Source organism: Peptoniphilus asaccharolyticus DSM 20463 (assembly GCF_900176115.1).
In the GTDB taxonomy this organism is placed as follows: Bacteria; Bacillota; Clostridia; order Tissierellales; family Peptoniphilaceae; genus Peptoniphilus; species Peptoniphilus asaccharolyticus.
Genome location: NZ_FWWR01000009.1, coordinates 167,521 through 183,490, shown reverse-complemented (window position 1 = coordinate 183,490; position 15,970 = coordinate 167,521). Strand labels below are relative to the sequence as shown.

General features: G+C 32.6%; 20 protein-coding genes and 1 riboswitch. Of the genes, 5 read left to right on the top strand and 15 right to left on the bottom strand.

What is annotated here, in order from left to right; translation table 11 throughout:
- Positions 1 to 29: 29 nt before the first annotated feature.
- The 9 genes from B8869_RS01455 to B8869_RS01415 form a co-directional block, all read right to left on the bottom strand.
- Positions 30 to 986 carry a diaminopimelate dehydrogenase gene (locus tag B8869_RS01455; RefSeq protein WP_084229991.1) on the bottom strand — a complete coding sequence of 319 codons (957 nt, stop codon included), beginning with the start codon at positions 984 to 986 and terminating at the stop codon, positions 30 to 32.
- Between the two features lie 3 nt (positions 987 to 989).
- On the bottom strand, positions 990 to 1,721 hold the full coding sequence (dapB, locus tag B8869_RS01450) for a 4-hydroxy-tetrahydrodipicolinate reductase (RefSeq protein WP_084229990.1): 732 nt from the start codon (positions 1,719 to 1,721) through the stop codon (positions 990 to 992).
- Positions 1,718 to 2,599 carry a 4-hydroxy-tetrahydrodipicolinate synthase gene (dapA, locus tag B8869_RS01445; protein ID WP_084229989.1) on the bottom strand — a complete coding sequence of 294 codons (882 nt, stop codon included), beginning with the start codon at positions 2,597 to 2,599 and terminating at the stop codon, positions 1,718 to 1,720. The genes dapB and dapA overlap by 4 nt, the downstream gene beginning before the upstream one ends.
- A gap of 8 nt (positions 2,600 to 2,607) precedes the next feature.
- Positions 2,608 to 3,768, bottom strand: coding sequence for an aspartate kinase (locus B8869_RS01440; protein ID WP_084229988.1), 1,161 nt, complete (start codon positions 3,766 to 3,768; stop codon positions 2,608 to 2,610).
- A 61-nt stretch (positions 3,769 to 3,829) separates the two neighbouring features.
- A riboswitch (Lysine riboswitch) is annotated at positions 3,830 to 3,968 on the bottom strand.
- Positions 3,969 to 4,033: 65 nt separating this feature from the next.
- Positions 4,034 to 5,551, bottom strand: a complete 1,518-nt coding sequence (locus B8869_RS01435; RefSeq protein ID WP_084229987.1) for a glycoside hydrolase family 26 protein — start codon at positions 5,549 to 5,551, stop codon at positions 4,034 to 4,036.
- A 105-nt stretch (positions 5,552 to 5,656) separates the two neighbouring features.
- Complete coding sequence (gene rpiB / locus B8869_RS01430; RefSeq protein ID WP_084229986.1) at positions 5,657 to 6,094, bottom strand: ribose 5-phosphate isomerase B; 438 nt, start codon at positions 6,092 to 6,094, stop codon at positions 5,657 to 5,659.
- Complete coding sequence (locus tag B8869_RS01425) at positions 6,094 to 7,053, bottom strand: NAD(P)-dependent oxidoreductase (protein WP_084229985.1); 960 nt, start codon at positions 7,051 to 7,053, stop codon at positions 6,094 to 6,096. Before B8869_RS01425 ends, rpiB begins: the two co-directional genes overlap by 1 nt.
- Before the next feature lies 1 nt (position 7,054).
- The gene (locus tag B8869_RS01420) at positions 7,055 to 7,399 is read right to left on the bottom strand and encodes a hypothetical protein (RefSeq protein WP_084229984.1); all 345 of its coding nucleotides are present in this window, start codon (positions 7,397 to 7,399) and stop codon (positions 7,055 to 7,057) included.
- 17 nt (positions 7,400 to 7,416) lie between these two features.
- Positions 7,417 to 8,586 carry a homoserine dehydrogenase gene (locus B8869_RS01415; protein ID WP_084229983.1) on the bottom strand — a complete coding sequence of 390 codons (1,170 nt, stop codon included), beginning with the start codon at positions 8,584 to 8,586 and terminating at the stop codon, positions 7,417 to 7,419.
- 127 nt (positions 8,587 to 8,713) lie between these two features.
- Between B8869_RS01415 and B8869_RS01410 the strand changes: the two genes are divergently transcribed.
- The 5 genes from B8869_RS01410 (at position 8,714) to B8869_RS01390 (ending at position 12,205) form a co-directional block, all read left to right on the top strand.
- Positions 8,714 to 9,496: an aspartate-semialdehyde dehydrogenase gene (locus B8869_RS01410; protein ID WP_084229982.1), complete on the top strand. Its 783-nt coding sequence runs from the start codon at positions 8,714 to 8,716 to the stop codon at positions 9,494 to 9,496.
- Positions 9,497 to 9,583: 87 nt separating this feature from the next.
- Positions 9,584 to 10,570, top strand: coding sequence for an IS30 family transposase (locus B8869_RS01405; protein ID WP_084229742.1), 987 nt, complete (start codon positions 9,584 to 9,586; stop codon positions 10,568 to 10,570).
- A gap of 88 nt (positions 10,571 to 10,658) precedes the next feature.
- Positions 10,659 to 10,823: an Asd/ArgC dimerization domain-containing protein gene (locus tag B8869_RS01400; RefSeq protein WP_084229981.1), complete on the top strand. Its 165-nt coding sequence runs from the start codon at positions 10,659 to 10,661 to the stop codon at positions 10,821 to 10,823.
- 70 nt (positions 10,824 to 10,893) lie between these two features.
- Positions 10,894 to 11,748, top strand: coding sequence for an NAD(P)H-hydrate dehydratase (locus tag B8869_RS01395; RefSeq protein ID WP_084229980.1), 855 nt, complete (start codon positions 10,894 to 10,896; stop codon positions 11,746 to 11,748).
- 52 nt (positions 11,749 to 11,800) lie between these two features.
- A complete protein-coding gene (locus B8869_RS01390; RefSeq protein ID WP_084229979.1) occupies positions 11,801 to 12,205 on the top strand; it encodes a DUF5412 family protein in 405 nt (134 codons plus the stop codon).
- Positions 12,206 to 12,254: 49 nt separating this feature from the next.
- Here B8869_RS01390 and B8869_RS01385 read toward each other — a convergent pair whose 3' ends face one another.
- The 6 genes from B8869_RS01385 to B8869_RS01360 form a co-directional block, all read right to left on the bottom strand.
- Positions 12,255 to 12,896: an epoxyqueuosine reductase QueH gene (locus B8869_RS01385; protein WP_084229978.1), complete on the bottom strand. Its 642-nt coding sequence runs from the start codon at positions 12,894 to 12,896 to the stop codon at positions 12,255 to 12,257.
- Complete coding sequence (locus B8869_RS01380) at positions 12,893 to 13,726, bottom strand: DnaJ domain-containing protein (protein WP_084229977.1); 834 nt, start codon at positions 13,724 to 13,726, stop codon at positions 12,893 to 12,895. The genes B8869_RS01385 and B8869_RS01380 overlap by 4 nt, the downstream gene beginning before the upstream one ends.
- Positions 13,723 to 14,091, bottom strand: a complete 369-nt coding sequence (locus tag B8869_RS01375) for a metallopeptidase family protein (protein ID WP_084229976.1) — start codon at positions 14,089 to 14,091, stop codon at positions 13,723 to 13,725. Before B8869_RS01375 ends, B8869_RS01380 begins: the two co-directional genes overlap by 4 nt.
- The gene (locus tag B8869_RS01370) at positions 14,085 to 14,702 is read right to left on the bottom strand and encodes a hypothetical protein (protein ID WP_084229975.1); all 618 of its coding nucleotides are present in this window, start codon (positions 14,700 to 14,702) and stop codon (positions 14,085 to 14,087) included. Before B8869_RS01370 ends, B8869_RS01375 begins: the two co-directional genes overlap by 7 nt.
- Positions 14,702 to 15,520 (bottom strand): 4-(cytidine 5'-diphospho)-2-C-methyl-D-erythritol kinase, encoded by an 819-nt coding sequence (gene ispE / locus B8869_RS01365; RefSeq protein ID WP_159445221.1) that lies wholly within the window; start codon positions 15,518 to 15,520, stop codon positions 14,702 to 14,704. The genes B8869_RS01370 and ispE overlap by 1 nt, the downstream gene beginning before the upstream one ends.
- Before the next feature lie 61 nt (positions 15,521 to 15,581).
- On the bottom strand, positions 15,582 to 15,854 hold the full coding sequence (locus B8869_RS01360; RefSeq protein WP_084229973.1) for a Veg family protein: 273 nt from the start codon (positions 15,852 to 15,854) through the stop codon (positions 15,582 to 15,584).
- Between the last annotated feature and the right edge of the window lie 116 nt (positions 15,855 to 15,970).

Below are 15,970 nucleotides of genomic sequence, written 5' to 3'. Positions count from 1 at the left end.
TACCCCGTATTTATAATTTTAAAAAGAAATTATAAATATTTATTTAAAAGATTTATATTGTTTGAAGCATAGTATACAGGAGGTGTGTCCAATACTGTGTGTGAGCCAAAATTATTGTTCTCAAAAAATCTTTGACAAGCTCTTATACATGCCACATTTACAGAAGCTGTGAAATCCGGATTGCTATCAAGTTCAAGACTAAGTTTGTAGATTTCTTTTCCATTTGGTGTCTCACCAACTCTGATTACGTGTCCACCATGTGGCATGCCTGTATGTTCTCTTTCAAATTCTTCTTCTGAAATAAAATTCACTATTGTTTCGTATTCATCAAAATAATTTTTCATAGTCACTATTTCATTTCTTATATCTTCTTGATTAGCGCCTTCTTCAGCAACTACGAACACTTCTCTTAAATGTGTTTCATATGATTTTAGACTTCTTTCTACATTATATATTTCATCTATAATTTCTTGCTTTGGAATAGTGTATTGAATTGCATTCTTTACTCCTGCTATCCTTCTAACAGCATCTGAATGGCCTTGGCTCACACCCTTTCCCCAGAAAGTGTTAGTGTTGCCACGAGGTAATATGCTCTCTGCAATCATTCTATTTAATGAAAATAGTCCCGGATCCCATCCTGTAGAAATAAAAGAAACCAAATTATTTTCTTTAGAAATCTTATCCATTTCCGCAAAATATTCCGGAATTTTAGCATGAGTGTCGAATGAATCAACAGTATTAAAATGCTCTGTTATCTTTGGTCCCATTTCCGGAATGTCAGTTGCTGAACCCAATGCCAACACCATGACATCAATCTTTCCCTTATAATCTAAAATATTATCTAAAGACTCCATTCTACTGTTGTCAATAGAGCTTGGATCTCTTCTTGTAAATATTTTTACAAGCTCCATATTTTCTTCTAAATCTATTAGTGCTTCAAGGGATCTTCCTAAATTTCCGTATCCAACTATACCTACTCTTATCATCTTTTAACCTCTTATTACATCTTTCATACCATAAATTCCACTGTCTTTATTAATCACATATTCGCAAGCTCTGATAGCTCCCTTGGCAAAAATCTTTTTTGAACCGGCTTGGTGTTTTATCTCCAACACCTCATCAAGCCCTGCAAAAATTGTGCTGTGTTCTCCAACTATGCTTCCAGCTCTCACTACAGATATTCCAACTTCGTTAGCATTTCTCTTCTCATGCACTTGAGTTCTGTCATAAACCGCTTTGGCATTTGTTCGTTCTTCCTTTATTGAATCGAATAGCATCTTAGCTGTTCCAGAAGGAGCGTCCACTTTTTGATTGTGGTGCTTTTCTATAATTTCAATATCAAAATCACTTAAAGTCTTTGCCAGTAACTTAACCACTTCACTCATAACATTCATACCAACAGAAAAATTCTTTGAATAAACTATTGGTTGTGTTTTTGAAAGTTCTAAAATTCTTTTCTCTGTCTCTTCATCAAGTCCTGTAGTCGCCATCACTAGAGGTTTCTTAACTGACTTTGCAAATTCTAAAACTTTATCTGTAATATTTTTATTTGAAAAATCCAAAATCACATCGAATTCTTCTTCAACTTTTTGAAAATCATCATATACCTTAATCCCATTTATTTCGCCACATTCTGAAGCATATCCAGATACTATTTCATCAGAAATCTCAAGTAGCGTTCTACCCATAGCTCCCGTTATTCCAACTAAAAATATTCTCATAGTCTACCAAGTCCTTTTAAAATTCTCTTAATAGTTTCTTTAGTGTTTTCGCTCGCCTCATAAAGAGGTAGTCTTAAATTGCAAGCTTGGTACCCCAATATATTCATAGCTGCCTTTAGAGGTATTGGACTAGGCTCCATAAACAATGCATCTATAAACTCTTTGAATCTAAGTTGAATTCCCCTTGCCTTTTCTATATCCCCCGAGAAAAATGCCTCACACATATCATGTACTTCTCTTGGAAATATATTTGCCCAAACAGATATAACTCCAACTCCACCAAGTGACATCAAAGGTAGCACTATATCATCATTGCCTGAATAAATATCAAAGTCATCTCCAACTAGCGAAGCAACTTTAGCAGTGTATCCCAAATCTCCTGTTGCATCTTTTATAGCCACAAAATTATTCATCTTAGAAATTTCCACAACACTTTCAGGCATTATTCCCATTCCAGTTCTGCCTGGCACTGAATAAGCTATCATAGGTATCTTCACAGCTCTATCAATTGCCTCAAAGTGCTTTAAAAGTCCTATTTGAGAAGTCTTGTTGTAATAAGGTGTAACTTGTAATAGTGCATTAGCACCAACATCTTCTATCATCTTAGATAAGTTTATTCCGTGTCTTGTATCGTTAGAACCCGCTCCGGCTATTACAGGTACCTTTTTATTTACTTTATCAACCGTAAATTTAACAACTTCAACTTGTTCTTCATCAGTCAAAGTTGAGGCCTCTCCAGTAGTCCCAACTATTACAATAGCATCTGTACTGTTCTCTAAATGAAACTCTAAAAGTTCATCTAACGCTGTATAATTAACATTTCCATCTTCGTTAAATGGAGTGACTAAAGCAACTCCGCTCCCTCTAAAAATACTCATTTAGCACCTCACAATTCAAACTCACGAATTAATAAATTCATTACTTTTTCTTTTACTATCGTATCTACTATTATTGAAATTGAGATTTCAGAAGTGGATAGTCCATGGAAATTTATTCCATTTGAATTAAGTAAATCAAAAACTCTAGCCGCCACACCAGACTGATTTCTCATTGCATTTCCTATTATGCTAACCTTTGAGACATTTTCCACAAATTCAAAGTCGTCCGCAACTTTTTCAATTAAGTTCTTTTCATCAATCACTGATGTAAATCTCACAAGTGTCTTTCCATCTGTGTCCATTTTTGAAATTATATCTATATTTACATCCTCTCTCGCCAAGTTTAAAAATAATTCAGCAACAGATTCATCTTTCAAAGTCTTCTTTACCAATAAAATATTATCTTGAACCGATAAATTTGAAATTATACTTTCTTCCACGCTGTCCTCCCCGATATATGTTCCCAACACACTTGCACTGTTAAGAGCTACATAAATTCTTATTCCATATTTTTTTGCCATCTCTACAGACCTTGGGTCTATAATCTTAGCTCCAAGATGCGCCATTTCCATAGCCTCATCATAAGAAACCTTTGTAAGTTTCTTAGCCTCTTTATGAAATCTTGGGTCAACAGTATATATCCCGTCAACATCTGTATAAATTTCACAATCCACTCCAAGCTTGGAAGCTATCGCAACAGCAGAAGTGTCCGAGCCACCTCTTCCCAAAGTTGAAAAATCTTCATTTGAATTCAAACCTTGAAAACCTGTCACAATTACAATCTTATCTTCCAATAATTCTTTCTCTATTCTAAAAGTATCTACATCCACAACTTTCGAAAATCCATGTCTACCCTTAGTTTGAAATCCAGCTTGTACTCCATTTAATGCTATGGCTTTTTCTCCCATCTCATTAAGTGCAATAGCTAATAGAGAAGCTGAAACCATCTCTCCTGTAGCAAGCAACATATCGAGCTCACGTCTTGAAGGATTTTTGGAGAGTTCTCCAGCAAGGCTTAACAGTTCATCTGTAGTATCTCCCATGGCTGATACTACGCAAACTATGTCATTCATTCCATTTTTTCTACGTTTTAAAATCTCTGCAACTTTCTTTATCTTCTCTGTGGTGGCAACTGAACTTCCGCCAAACTTCATAACAACTCTTCTCATAATCCCCCCTTAAATACAAAAAAACCATGAGCAAAAGCACCATGGTCTACTTTCGCCCCCGATCAGTAAAAGCACTTCTATCTAAAAGTGGGCACTCTTAGATAGACAGTTATACGCATATTCTACGCATCCCCAGGTTTCCCTTCGGCGAATTCCCCTTTCATTTCTTACTGATGAAATTCGCAGCCTCTTTTACTATCGTATGATTTTTAAATTGTATATACTCTATCACTTAAATAAATTAAAGTCAAACTATTTTTTCAATTTATCTATTCTTTGGTAAATTATCTTTAAATACTTTAAGCACATCTCTTGGCTCATCTATTTTGTATGTTCTAGCAGGATTTTTATTTTCATCTAAATCCGTCCCACTAAACCAAATAGCAACTTTTATCTTGTCAAATTTTTTCAAAGCTTCAAACATATCTCTAGTCCACTTAACTTTATCCCCACCAACAGTAGATGATGAAAATTCTGTTATCATTAGAGGTTTTTCATAAGACTGAACCATCTTCTTATACAGTGGAGCATATAGTTGTTCAAAAGTTTCCCACTTTTCAAATGAATAGTAATTTCCTGTATTGTAAAGTGTCATTCCAACTATATCGTACTTGTCTGTGTTAGGTCTGTATTCCGAACCATCATTGTATTTAAAGTTTGGAAAATTTCTTCCGTTAGGATTAAATACATACAACACATAAGGATTAGCTCCTTCTTCTTCAAAAATCTTATATATATAATTATAAAATTCTCTATAGATATCTGCGTCAAGGCCTGTGTTGTACGCTGAATAAGCACACCAATCCCCATTCATCTCATTACCTATTCTAAATAAAATAGGCAATTTTTTAACTTTCACCATTCTTGCAAGTTCTCTAAAATAATTTTCATACTTGCCGTCCAATACATCATAGGTTTGATTTTCACCATTTACAATTTGAGATTGGAATGTCAACTCTACAGTTTTTTCTTGAATCATTGCCACATCAAGTGCATCTTTAACTTGTGAATTTGGAAAACTAAAATCATGGTACACTAATGCATATTTAAATTTGTGTCCAATTTCTGATTCTACAATTGAAGTGTCTGGAAATCTCCAAAAGTCAACTGAATACAGCCCCCATATTGTAGGATGTTCTGTTGCAAAATCTTGTTTGTATAATTCAAAAGTCTTTTTATCAAGCATTCTATCAAAGTTTTCATTTTGCATACTTGATTGCACTTTTTCAGGAGCTATCGGCTTTTTAGCTATGTCAAACTTGATTGATTCCACCATTGGCATTATCATCTTTTCATTTATTGGCGAGCTACTCTTCACCATCACAGTTAGTGCTCTATCACCCAAGTTTTTAAAAAGTATCATGTAATTTGGCTTGTCATTTTCAACTGCACTTAGCTTTTGTCTTGAAAACTTTATCTTGTGCATACTTCCTATCTTGGTATTTACTTTGCCATCAAATGAAATCTTGTGTTCCGGATTAGTCCTTATTCCTCTCAAAGAGTAGTATTCATAAGTTTGATAGTTAAAGTCTTTGTTTAAATCTTCAACATAGATTTTTAAATTAACATCAAAAAAATCCATCTCCGTTGAAAGTAAATTTCTTTTCATTTCGACTTTAGAATCAGCCGGCACTTGAATTCTATATCCATCTTGATAATTTTTAAGCCACTTTGTGTAGTCATTTATCTTTTCTGTTTCAAAATTTGTTGCGAAAATTTTTGTGGGCAATAACATAAAAATACAAATGGCCAATACAATTTTAATCTTTAGTTTTTCTCTCATACATCCTCCTCTTGTTATGAAAAGTATACTTGAATAAAATTGTTTTTAAAAGCCTTTTACATAAAAAGACTCTCTAACTTTTACATTAGAGAGTTAATTAAAATTTTATTTTTCAATTTCCATCATCTTGTCGATTCTTCTTTGGTGTCTTCCACCTTCAAATTCTTCTGCCAAGAATTCATCAACTATTAATTTTGCAAGGTCTTCTCCAACCACTCTTGCTCCAACTGCTATAATTTGTGCATTGTTGTGTTTTACACTCATTCTAGCTGAGTATGGCTCTGAACATACACAAGCTCTGATTCCCTTTACTTTGTTTGCAGAAATTGAAATCCCAACTCCTGTTCCACAAATCAAAACTCCCTTTTCAACTTCTTCAGCTAAAATAGCATTTGCTACAGCTTTTCCATAGTCAGGATAATCTACTGAATCAAGTGAATGTGTTCCATAATCTACAACTTCATATCCTTTAGCTTCTAAATGTTCTTTTAGCTTTCCTTTTAATTCAAATCCCGCGTGATCTGATCCAATTCCAATTTTCATTAATTCACCCTATTCCTTAAATTTCTATTTGCAATAAAATCTTCTAAATTATCTACCACTGCATTTCCCATCTCAAATCTTGCTTCCTCTGTGGCATTCCCAAGATGCGGAGCTAAGACTACATTTTCAAGTTCGAGCAACTCATCAGTAACTCTTGGTTCAAACTCATATACATCAAGTGCCGCCGAGCGTATTTCACCATCTTTTAGAGCTTTCACTAAAGCTTGTTCGTCAACTAAAGGTCCTCTCGCAGCATTTATAAAATGTGAAGTAGGTTTCATTTTTTTAAATTCACTTTCACCAATCATGTGTCTTAGTTCTGGTGCAAAAGCTGTGTGTAAAGATAAAAAGTCAGAATTTTTTATTACTTCTTCTTTAGATAGGTATTCTGCTCCAAGACTTTCAACATCTTCTTTTCTATTTCTTGAATAATAAATTACATTCATATCAAATGCCAAAGCTCTCTTTGCAAGATTCTTACCTATATTTCCCATACCTATTATACCAAGAGTTTTGCCTTTTAGTTGGTCTCCAAGAAAATAAGTTGGTCTCCAACCAAAGAAATTTCCACTTCTTAAATCTTTCTCGCCTTGAACCAACTTCCTAGCTGATGCCAACATCAAAGCAAAAGTAAGTTCTGCTGTAGAAACTGCAGAAGATGGCGCAGGTGCATTGGTCACAGCAATTCCATTTTCTTTGGCTGCAACTATATCCACATTGTCAAAACCAGCTCCATAATTTGCAATTAACTTTAAATCTTTTGAATTTGTATTTTCTATAACTTCTCTTGTTATCTTGTCTGAAAGTGGACAGATTAAAACCTCAACGCCACTAAGCCTTTCAATTATCTTTTCAGTTGGCAAAGGAATATTTGAATCTTCATAATCCAACTCAACACCCAAATCATAAATCCTATTTAAAATTTGCTCCGGTAATCTACTTGTAACAAAAACTTTCAAATTATCCCCTCTCATTCATATCTTCAAGGCAATTCAAATCTATTTCCTCAAAATTTTCTAAGACCAATTTCTTGCTAAACAGACTCTTTTTCAATCCTATTTTGAAATTTTCGCCTATAACTTTTTCCGCCTTCTTGCCAATGTAAATTTTTTTGTCCTGATATTGCTTAAGATTGTATCTCTCTTCTTCAAGACTTCCCGCTCCAAAGCTAACTACTATTTCAAACTTAGGATTTACCGCCGCACAGCAAGATGCAACTCTATTAGAGGATATATTTGAATTTATAACCACATAGTCTGCTCCATTTTTGTTTAAATAATCTATTGCCTCTTTTGTTATTTCCATCTTATCTCTCCAGAATTTTAAATTTCATACCTCGCTATAAAATAATCTTCACAAGATAATATATTGAGTAAATTGTTTCTATCAATTTTTTCAGTTCTCAATATTTTATATTCCCCAATTAGTTCCTCTGAACTCACCTTTTCGTTGAATTTAAAATCTTTAGGCACTCTCACATAGTATTCAGACTCTATTTGATTTTTACATACTATCTTTTCTGTGGTTTGAACTTTTAAAGCTACACCTCTCAATATATCAACTATATCAGTCACTATTGCATTTCCTGTCGGCAAACTACCCGCTCCCTCTCCGGCGAATACTAAAGATGAATAGTTTTCTCCAAAAATTTCAACACTGTTGTCTGCGCCATCTATATTGTATAACTTATCATTTGAATTCAAAATTACAGGCTCAACTACAGCTGAAAATTTATTTTCTTTAAGCACACTTTTTGCCATAAGTTTTATTTTTAAATTTTTATTTTTTAAATATTTTATATCCACATCTTTTATATTTGAAATTCCAAATCTCAAAATATCTTGGTTTTTCACAACACCCTTAAAAGCTATGGTAGATAAAATTGCAAGTTTTCTAAGAGTGTCCACGCCTTCAACGTCATCATAAGGGTCACTTTCAGCATAACCTAGGTCTTGAGCATCTTTTAAAACATCTAAATATGAGATTCCATCATCATACATTCTACTCAACAAGTAATTTGAAGTCCCGTTTAGAATTCCTCTTATTCTGTTTACCTTATTTAGAATAACTTGGTTCATAAGCGGAGTAACTATAGGTATACTCCCTCCAACAGCCGCTTCATATAGAAAAGATACTCCATTTTCATAGGCAAGAGAGTGCAACTCATTAAAATATTCACTCACCACCGCCTTATTTGCTGAAACAACGTGTTTTTTATGTTTAAATGCCTGTGATATATATTCATAACTAGCCTTTAAATCGCCAGTCATCTCAACCACCAAGCTTATTTCTCCATCCTCTAAGATTTCATTATAGTCAGAAGTGAAAATATCTCTGCCATCTTCTGTAACTCCATTTGTGTTACGTTTTAAAATTTTTTTAACAACCACTTCTTCTCCAAGAATGGCTTTAATTTCACTTTTCTTTTTATTAATTATATTGTAAGCACCATGTGCAACAGTACCATATCCTAAAAATGCTATATTGATCATTTCTATCACCTTCTCTTTTCGATTTATTATACCATGCATTTTAATTATAAGTATAACTTAATTAATATGATGTATTGAAAAATGCTTATTATAATGCTAAAATACTTAAAAAGACGGGAGGAAATAGATGATAAATTTAGCAATACTTGGTGCGACAGGCCTTGTCGGACAAAAAATGAGAAGAATTTTAGCTGAGAGAAATTTTAAATTTGATAATATATTCTTCTTTGCTTCAAAAAATTCTGCTGGTCAAGATTTATATTTTAAAGGTGAAAAATATGCAATACTTGAACTTAATGAAGAAAACTTATTAAATAATAATATCAACTACGCTCTTTCAGCACTTGATTCTCCACTTGCGAAAATCTATGTTAAATTAGCTGCTGAAAACGGAATAACAGTTGTAGACAATTCCTCAGCTTTTAGAATGGACCCCGAAGTTCCTCTTGTGGTACCCGAAATAAATCCAGAAGAGGCTCTAAAAGCAAATGGTATTATTTCAAATCCTAATTGCTCTACAATACAATCTGTAGTTGCTCTTAACCCAATTTATAAAAACTTTGGAATAAAGAGAATTATATACACTACTTATCAAGCTGTTGCAGGAAGTGGCATAAATGGAATTGACGATTTAAAATTAGGAGACTGGGGCGGAAAAAATAATTTTTATCCTTATCAAATATCACACAATGCAATTCCACATATAGATGATTTTGTTGAAGATGGATATTCTAAAGAAGAACTTAAGATGGTTAATGAAAGTCGTAAGATTCTATCTGATGACTCTCTAAAAATAACTGCAACTGCTGTTAGAATACCAGTTTTTGAAAGTCATATGGTAAACATAGTTGTTGAAACAGAAAAGCCTTTTGAAATAGAACAAATTTTTGAACTGGATAATTTATCATAACAAGTGCAACATAAATAAACTCATAGCTAATCAGCTGTGTTAATATGTAAGTGACCAAACAAAACATATTAAAAGGAGTGATTAACTATGAGCTATAACCATCTTACCATAGAAGAAAGATCTTGTATTTACCAATTTTTAAATTTAGGAATGAGTATAAGGAAAATTGCACAAGCACTTAAAAGGTCACCTAGTACAATATCTAGAGAAATTAAAAGAAATTCATCTAAGATAAAAGTTAGTAGGGGAAGTTACACTAAGTACTTTCCGATAAAGGCAAATGATAAATATATTGATAGAAGAAAAGACTGCCATAGAAAAAGTAAATTTTCTAAAGATGTTATTGATTATTTAACTGTAAAGATTAACGAACATTGGTCCCCTGAACAAATATCAAATAGAAACACAAATGAGATTCATGAATTACCATCTACATCAACGATATATAGAATGATACACGCCAAAAAGCTGCCAAAAACTAGTATGAAAAATTTGAGAAGAAAAGCTAAATTTAAAAGGCCAGCAGAAAAAAGAGGAAAATTCAATGATAAAGGTAGAACAATTAAGAAAAGACCTAAAGAGATATACAGAAGGCAAGAATTAGGCCACTGGGAAGCAGATACAGTGGAATCAGGCAGATTAGATCATAAAAGGAAAAGTAGATGTTGTTTCGTAACTTTAGCAGAAAGAAAATCTAGATATTATATAGCAATCCTAGTTGAAAATAGAAAGTCGGAAAGCGTAACACCAGCAATAATAAATGCATTAAAAGATTATCCAAAAGAATTAGTAAAAACAATAACCTTTGATAGAGGTAAAGAATTTTCAGAATTTGAGAAAATAGAAAAAGAATTAGGATGCAAAACTTATTTTTGTGATCCCTATTGTGCATGGCAAAAAGGTACAAATGAAAATAGTAACGGACTTTTGAGGGAGTTTTATCCTAAGGGTATGGATTTATCAGAAGTGAATATTGATGAATTAAATTATAACTTAAGTTTAATGAATAATAGACCTAGAAAATGTATAAAATATAAAACACCTAAAGAAGAACTTTTTGGTCTCTTACCATAGGTGTTGCATTTGATTTGACAATTCGTCACTGTTTAAAATTTCAGATGGTATAGTTTTAGAAGATGATGTTAAAAATAACATCTATCCTATGCCTCTTACAGCAACTGGAAAAGATGACGTCTTTGTGGGAAGAATAAGACGTGACTATTCCGTAGAGAATGGAATCAACTTCATCTGCGTTTCAGACAACACAAGAAAAGGTGCCGCATTAAATGCCATCCAAATTCTTGAATATGTAATTGAACATAAATAAACTTTAGGTTTGAGATATCTCAAACCTCTTTTTATATACTTGTGATATGATTGATTAAAGTAGGTGAAATATGAAAAAATTTTTTGAATCTTATACAATCCCTGACGAAATTAAGGGAATTTTAAAAAAGAGAAATCCAAATTCACACAAGGGAACCTATGGCAAAGTTGGAATCATAGCTGGTTCAAAAGGAATGACAGGTTCTGCATATCTGGCTAGCAATGCCGCTCTTAGAACAGGTTCAGGTCTTGTATACAATATTGTTTCAAAAGACATTTTAGACATTATGACTTTAAAATACATTGAGCCAATTGCCAAAAGTTTTGACGATATAAATTCTATGATGGGATTTTTAGAAAATTTAAATTCATTATGCGTTGGTCCTGGAATGGGAACAGAAAAACAATCAGAAGATATATTAAAAGCTGTCCTATCTGTTGAAAAATCACTTTTAGTAGATGCAGATGGTATAAACTTGTTGGCTAAAAACCTTGATTTGTTAAAGTCAAGAAAATACCCAACTGTTTTAACTCCACACACAGTTGAATTTTCAAGACTCACAGGACTATCTCCCGAATACATAAACAAAAATCGTGTTGAATGTGCAGAAAACTTCACAAAAGAATATGATGTGACTTTAGTTCTAAAAGGTCACAATACAATTGTCGCCTCTAAAGATAAAACCTATATGAATGTATCCGGAAACCCTGGAATGGCAACTGCCGGTTCAGGAGATGTCCTCTCAGGCATAATAACATCACTCCTTGGAAGAAATATAGATTCATTTGACGCTGCAAAGCTTGGAGTTTTTATGCATGGAATGGCTGGAGACTTCGCCGCTGATACCTTCAGTATGGATTCACTCGTAGCTTCTGATATTATAAACAACTTACATAAAGTTTTTAGAATTGAAGAGTTATATTAAACATATAATTCAAATTAAATCATTTAATTGGTTTATTTTAAAGGAGATATTGATGAAAAAATTCTATATAATATTTTTAATTGGCATTTCAACTACGATATTATTTTTTACGCTAATTTATTTGTATTTTCTCAGTCCTATAATATTTTTTGTTGAATATGATCCTGAAAATATTATAGGTTCTTATTCTTCTCCAAATCGAAAAAATGTTATTAACTTTTACTTAAAAAATGGAGGATCATTAAGTCATGATTCTGTAGTTGGAACATATAGTTCTTTGGATGAAAATGAAAATGAAATTAAATTCTTTTTTGAATATCCTTGTTTTCAAGTAAATGTGAAAGAATGGTACGATGAGGATACTGTATTGCTTGAATGGTACGATCCACAAATAGAAACAAATAAAACTCTCAAAATTGATTTCAAAAAATCCCTACATCATTTTCGAAAACATTAATAATTTTATAATAATATAAAAAATCGGAGACATACGCCTCCGATTTTTATTATTCTTCACAAACAGAACATTGTTTTTTCAATTCAGCTTCTCTCTCTTCTTTAGAAAACTCACATCCACAATAATCTTGTCTATATAAACCATACTCATCTGAAAGTTCTGTTGAACGTTTAAAACCATTTTTCTTTTTAAAATCTGAATACAAATATTTCACATTATACTTTTCTTCCAACGACTTCCCAATTAAATTAAGTGCTTCAGCATTTTTATAAGGGCTTATTGAAAGCGTGGTAGTAAAATATTCAAAACCATTTTCTGCTGCATACTTGGCAGTTTCTTCAAGACGTTGTCTATAACATTTCATACATCTTGCTCCGCCCTCTGGTGCATCTTCAAGCCCATTTGCTATCTCTAAAAACTCGCTATGGTCATATTCTAATACCGCCACATCCACACTCCAGCCCGACTCACTCACTAACCTATTTAGTTCTTCAGCTCGTCTTATAAACTCCATTTCAGAGTCCATATTTGGATTGTAAAACAACACGCATATATCGCAATAGTTTACCATTCTCTCTATGACAGCAGATGAACACGGCGCACAACAAACGTGTAACAAAAGTTTTGGTCTATGATCTAATTTTTTTAGTTCTTGTTCCATTAAAAGATTGTAATTTTGTTTTGGTTTCAATGTAAATTCTTATACCTCACAATATTATCATCGCTTAAAAATTCATAAGCATTATTTATCTGTTTAAATTTCTCAGCAGCATCTTCTGCTTTGTTTAAATCTGGATGGTAAAGTTTCGCCATCTTTCTATAGCTCAACTTTATTTCATATTTATCAGCAGTGTAAGGCACTCCTAACATATCACAAGCTGCTTCATATTGATTTTTAAAAGAGTTTGGAGCTTGGTAGCTTTGATTTTGATAGCTACCTTGTTGTCCATAGCCATTGTAATAACCACCGCTTTGGGCTTGACCAAAAAATTGTTCAAAATCTTCAAATGAACCAAAAGTCCAACTTCCCCATTGATTCCCGCCAGTTCCAAAATCTCCGAACTGTCTTCTGAACTCTTCCTCTTGTCTCTTTCTTCTCTCTTGCTCTCTTTTTAGTCTCTCTCTTTCAAGATTTTCTCTATACTTAGCACCATAATCTTCCATTCTCTTATAAGCAGCAGTTCTGCCAAGAATGTGGAAATCTGCCTTGTCATAGAAATATTCCGTCGCCATATAATGAATGTATTTTAAATAACTCACAGCTATAGTCCCTATTATCGGAACTATAAGAGACAACACTCCAACCCAAAATATCGGACTTCTAATAATTGTTGCCAATATAAATGGATTCAATATGAAAAAGAATACTAAACATCCAGCTGCTGAAAACAACAACCCAAACAGTTGCTTTATTGACGAAAAGACATTCACAAGCACAGTAAATATGTATATCAAACCCTGTAAGGTGTAATCTATAACAGTGCCTATTGTCTTATAAAAATAACCGACTACTTTATTCATCCATTCTCCTTACTTTCTCTATAATTTTTTAAAAATTCTATATCCTCTATTTCTAAATCATTATCTTTGGCTAAAAATTCTATATGGTGTGTCAACTCATGGTGCATAGTTTTTCTAACTTCATTTTTTAAATCTTCTCTACCATACCAAGAGTACATATTCATAAAAGAACCGTAGTATATTCTTATACATCTTCCAAGCATACCTCTTTCATATACTCCAAGACATATAAGTCCAAATTCATTTTCATAATACTTACACTCTTCCTCAAGAATTATACCACCATTTAAACCCTCGTATATTTCTTCAGGTAATTCCTCATATAATTCTTCAAGAATCTCTTGAAACTCATCTATCTCTACCATTTAAGTCTCCTAATAGAGGCATAATTACCTCCCAGTAATTCCTCTGCTCCAATATAAAAACCTCTCCTATTCCCAGTTACATAGTATTTAGACTTTGTGTTGACCTCTCCCATCTCATCAGCTATATAGTCAAATAAGAATTTAAATTTCACATTCGGATAAGATTTTTCCATATACTCTCTGTAGTAATGGATGCATGGTTCCATAACATACACCATAGTTGAATCACCTATGTAAGAATCCAATAGATTTTTAGTCACATAGCTACTTATATTCCCATCAACTACCGTATTGACAAGAACCTGAACATCAATCCCACCAAATTTTTCAGCAAAAATCTTATTTGATAGAACAGTACCTGGGTTTCTTTCAAAATCTTCATAAAATTTTTCAAGTCCTGTTATAGCATTTTTAAAATAAATTGCCATAGATGGATTAGTGCAGAGAATATTCCCTTTAACATTCTCTTCAATCAAATCAATTCTATATTTAATTGTATTTGGCATCATAGCCAGTGGAAAGTATAAGTTGTCTATTATGACATTGCCTCCCACATTGCACTGCTTTAAAAAGACAAGTGCCCCTATTGAGTCATCAACTATATAAATCATTATATTAAATTCACCATGTAAGTATTTTTATAGAGCTTTTTAAATTTATCATAAGCTTTTTTTAAATCATCTTCATTATCAAATAGTCCATATACTGTAGAGCCGGAGCCACTCATAAGTGCCGATTGTGTGTGTTTCAACAGCTCTTCTTTTATATTTTCCACTTCTTTATATTTTTTAAACACAACATTTTCCATATCATTTCTAAGATATTTAGAAATTTCTGTTAAATTCCCATTTTTTAAAGACATTTCTAAAGATTTAAAATCTATTCTCTCATCTCTTATATTCATTTGTGAATAGACTTCTTTTGAACTAATTTCAAAACCCGGATTTATAATAAGAGCTTTCAACTTAGAAAAATTTATATCTAAATCAGTAATCAAGTCTCCTATACCCTCGCATAGTGCAGTTTCCCCACCTATCATAAAAGGAACATCTGCCCCAACTTTTACTCCAAGTTTTCTAAGATCATCTGTACTTAAATTCAAATCATATATTCTATTTATCTCCTCAAATAGAGTTGCTGCATTAGCAGATCCACCAGCAAGCCCCGCTCCTGTAGGTATATTCTTATGTAACTTTACACTAACCGGCAAATCTCTTTCCATGTATTCAGTAAGCACTCTATATGCTTTTGTAACTGTATTTTCTTCAGGCAATTCCATATCTGAATCAAAATTAAATTTTTCAGATTTTTCTATTTCCATCTCATCATATATATCTATTCTCTGCATTATACTTGCAATATTGTGGTATCCATCTTCTCTCTTTGATACAACATCTAAAGATAAATTTATTTTCGCATACGATTTCAATTTCTCCACCTCTTTGAAATTATAACACAAAAAAATAGAGCCTTGAGGCTCTATCTCTATTTTAAGATATCTTTTTTGCTTTTATATCACTAAAATCTACATCATCATCTAAAATTAAAATTCTGACTGTTTCAGTGAGAACATCGGAGTAAGTATAAGTAACTAACGCTTTTTCATCGCCATTTTCAACTGACACAGAAAATAAACTTGGATATACAGACTCTAAGATGCCTTTTCTTGTGATGTACTTCTTTCTACCCTTATTAGCTTTTATGATAACTTTCTTACCAAGATTTTCTTCCAACTCATTCTTTATTTCATACATTTGATTCATGAATTACCGTCCTCTCTACACGCGCGAAAACTATCATAATTATTATATACCATTTATTTACTTAAGTCAAATTTTTAATTTTACTTTAAAATCTATCCATTGTCAATAATCATCAT

Excerpts from the sequence above, each read along its gene's own strand:
- B8869_RS01455 (WP_084229991.1), bottom strand. The coding sequence starts at position 986 with ATGATAAGAGTAGGTATAGTTGGATACGGAAATTTAGGAAGATCCCTT.
- dapB (WP_084229990.1), bottom strand. The coding sequence starts at position 1,721 with ATGAGAATATTTTTAGTTGGAATAACGGGAGCTATGGGTAGAACGCTA.
- dapA (WP_084229989.1), bottom strand. The coding sequence starts at position 2,599 with ATGAGTATTTTTAGAGGGAGCGGAGTTGCTTTAGTCACTCCATTTAAC.
- B8869_RS01440 (WP_084229988.1), bottom strand. The coding sequence starts at position 3,768 with ATGAGAAGAGTTGTTATGAAGTTTGGCGGAAGTTCAGTTGCCACCACA.
- B8869_RS01435 (WP_084229987.1), bottom strand. The coding sequence starts at position 5,551 with ATGAGAGAAAAACTAAAGATTAAAATTGTATTGGCCATTTGTATTTTT.
- rpiB (WP_084229986.1), bottom strand. The coding sequence starts at position 6,094 with ATGAAAATTGGAATTGGATCAGATCACGCGGGATTTGAATTAAAAGGA.
- B8869_RS01420 (WP_084229984.1), bottom strand. The coding sequence starts at position 7,399 with ATGGAAATAACAAAAGAGGCAATAGATTATTTAAACAAAAATGGAGCA.
- B8869_RS01415 (WP_084229983.1), bottom strand. The coding sequence starts at position 8,586 with ATGATCAATATAGCATTTTTAGGATATGGTACTGTTGCACATGGTGCT.
- B8869_RS01410 (WP_084229982.1), top strand. The coding sequence starts at position 8,714 with ATGATAAATTTAGCAATACTTGGTGCGACAGGCCTTGTCGGACAAAAA.
- B8869_RS01405 (WP_084229742.1), top strand. The coding sequence starts at position 9,584 with ATGAGCTATAACCATCTTACCATAGAAGAAAGATCTTGTATTTACCAA.
- B8869_RS01400 (WP_084229981.1), top strand. The coding sequence starts at position 10,659 with ATGCCTCTTACAGCAACTGGAAAAGATGACGTCTTTGTGGGAAGAATA.
- B8869_RS01395 (WP_084229980.1), top strand. The coding sequence starts at position 10,894 with ATGAAAAAATTTTTTGAATCTTATACAATCCCTGACGAAATTAAGGGA.
- B8869_RS01390 (WP_084229979.1), top strand. The coding sequence starts at position 11,801 with ATGAAAAAATTCTATATAATATTTTTAATTGGCATTTCAACTACGATA.
- B8869_RS01380 (WP_084229977.1), bottom strand. The coding sequence starts at position 13,726 with ATGAATAAAGTAGTCGGTTATTTTTATAAGACAATAGGCACTGTTATA.
- B8869_RS01375 (WP_084229976.1), bottom strand. The coding sequence starts at position 14,091 with ATGGTAGAGATAGATGAGTTTCAAGAGATTCTTGAAGAATTATATGAG.
- B8869_RS01370 (WP_084229975.1), bottom strand. The coding sequence starts at position 14,702 with ATGATTTATATAGTTGATGACTCAATAGGGGCACTTGTCTTTTTAAAG.
- B8869_RS01360 (WP_084229973.1), bottom strand. The coding sequence starts at position 15,854 with ATGAATCAAATGTATGAAATAAAGAATGAGTTGGAAGAAAATCTTGGT.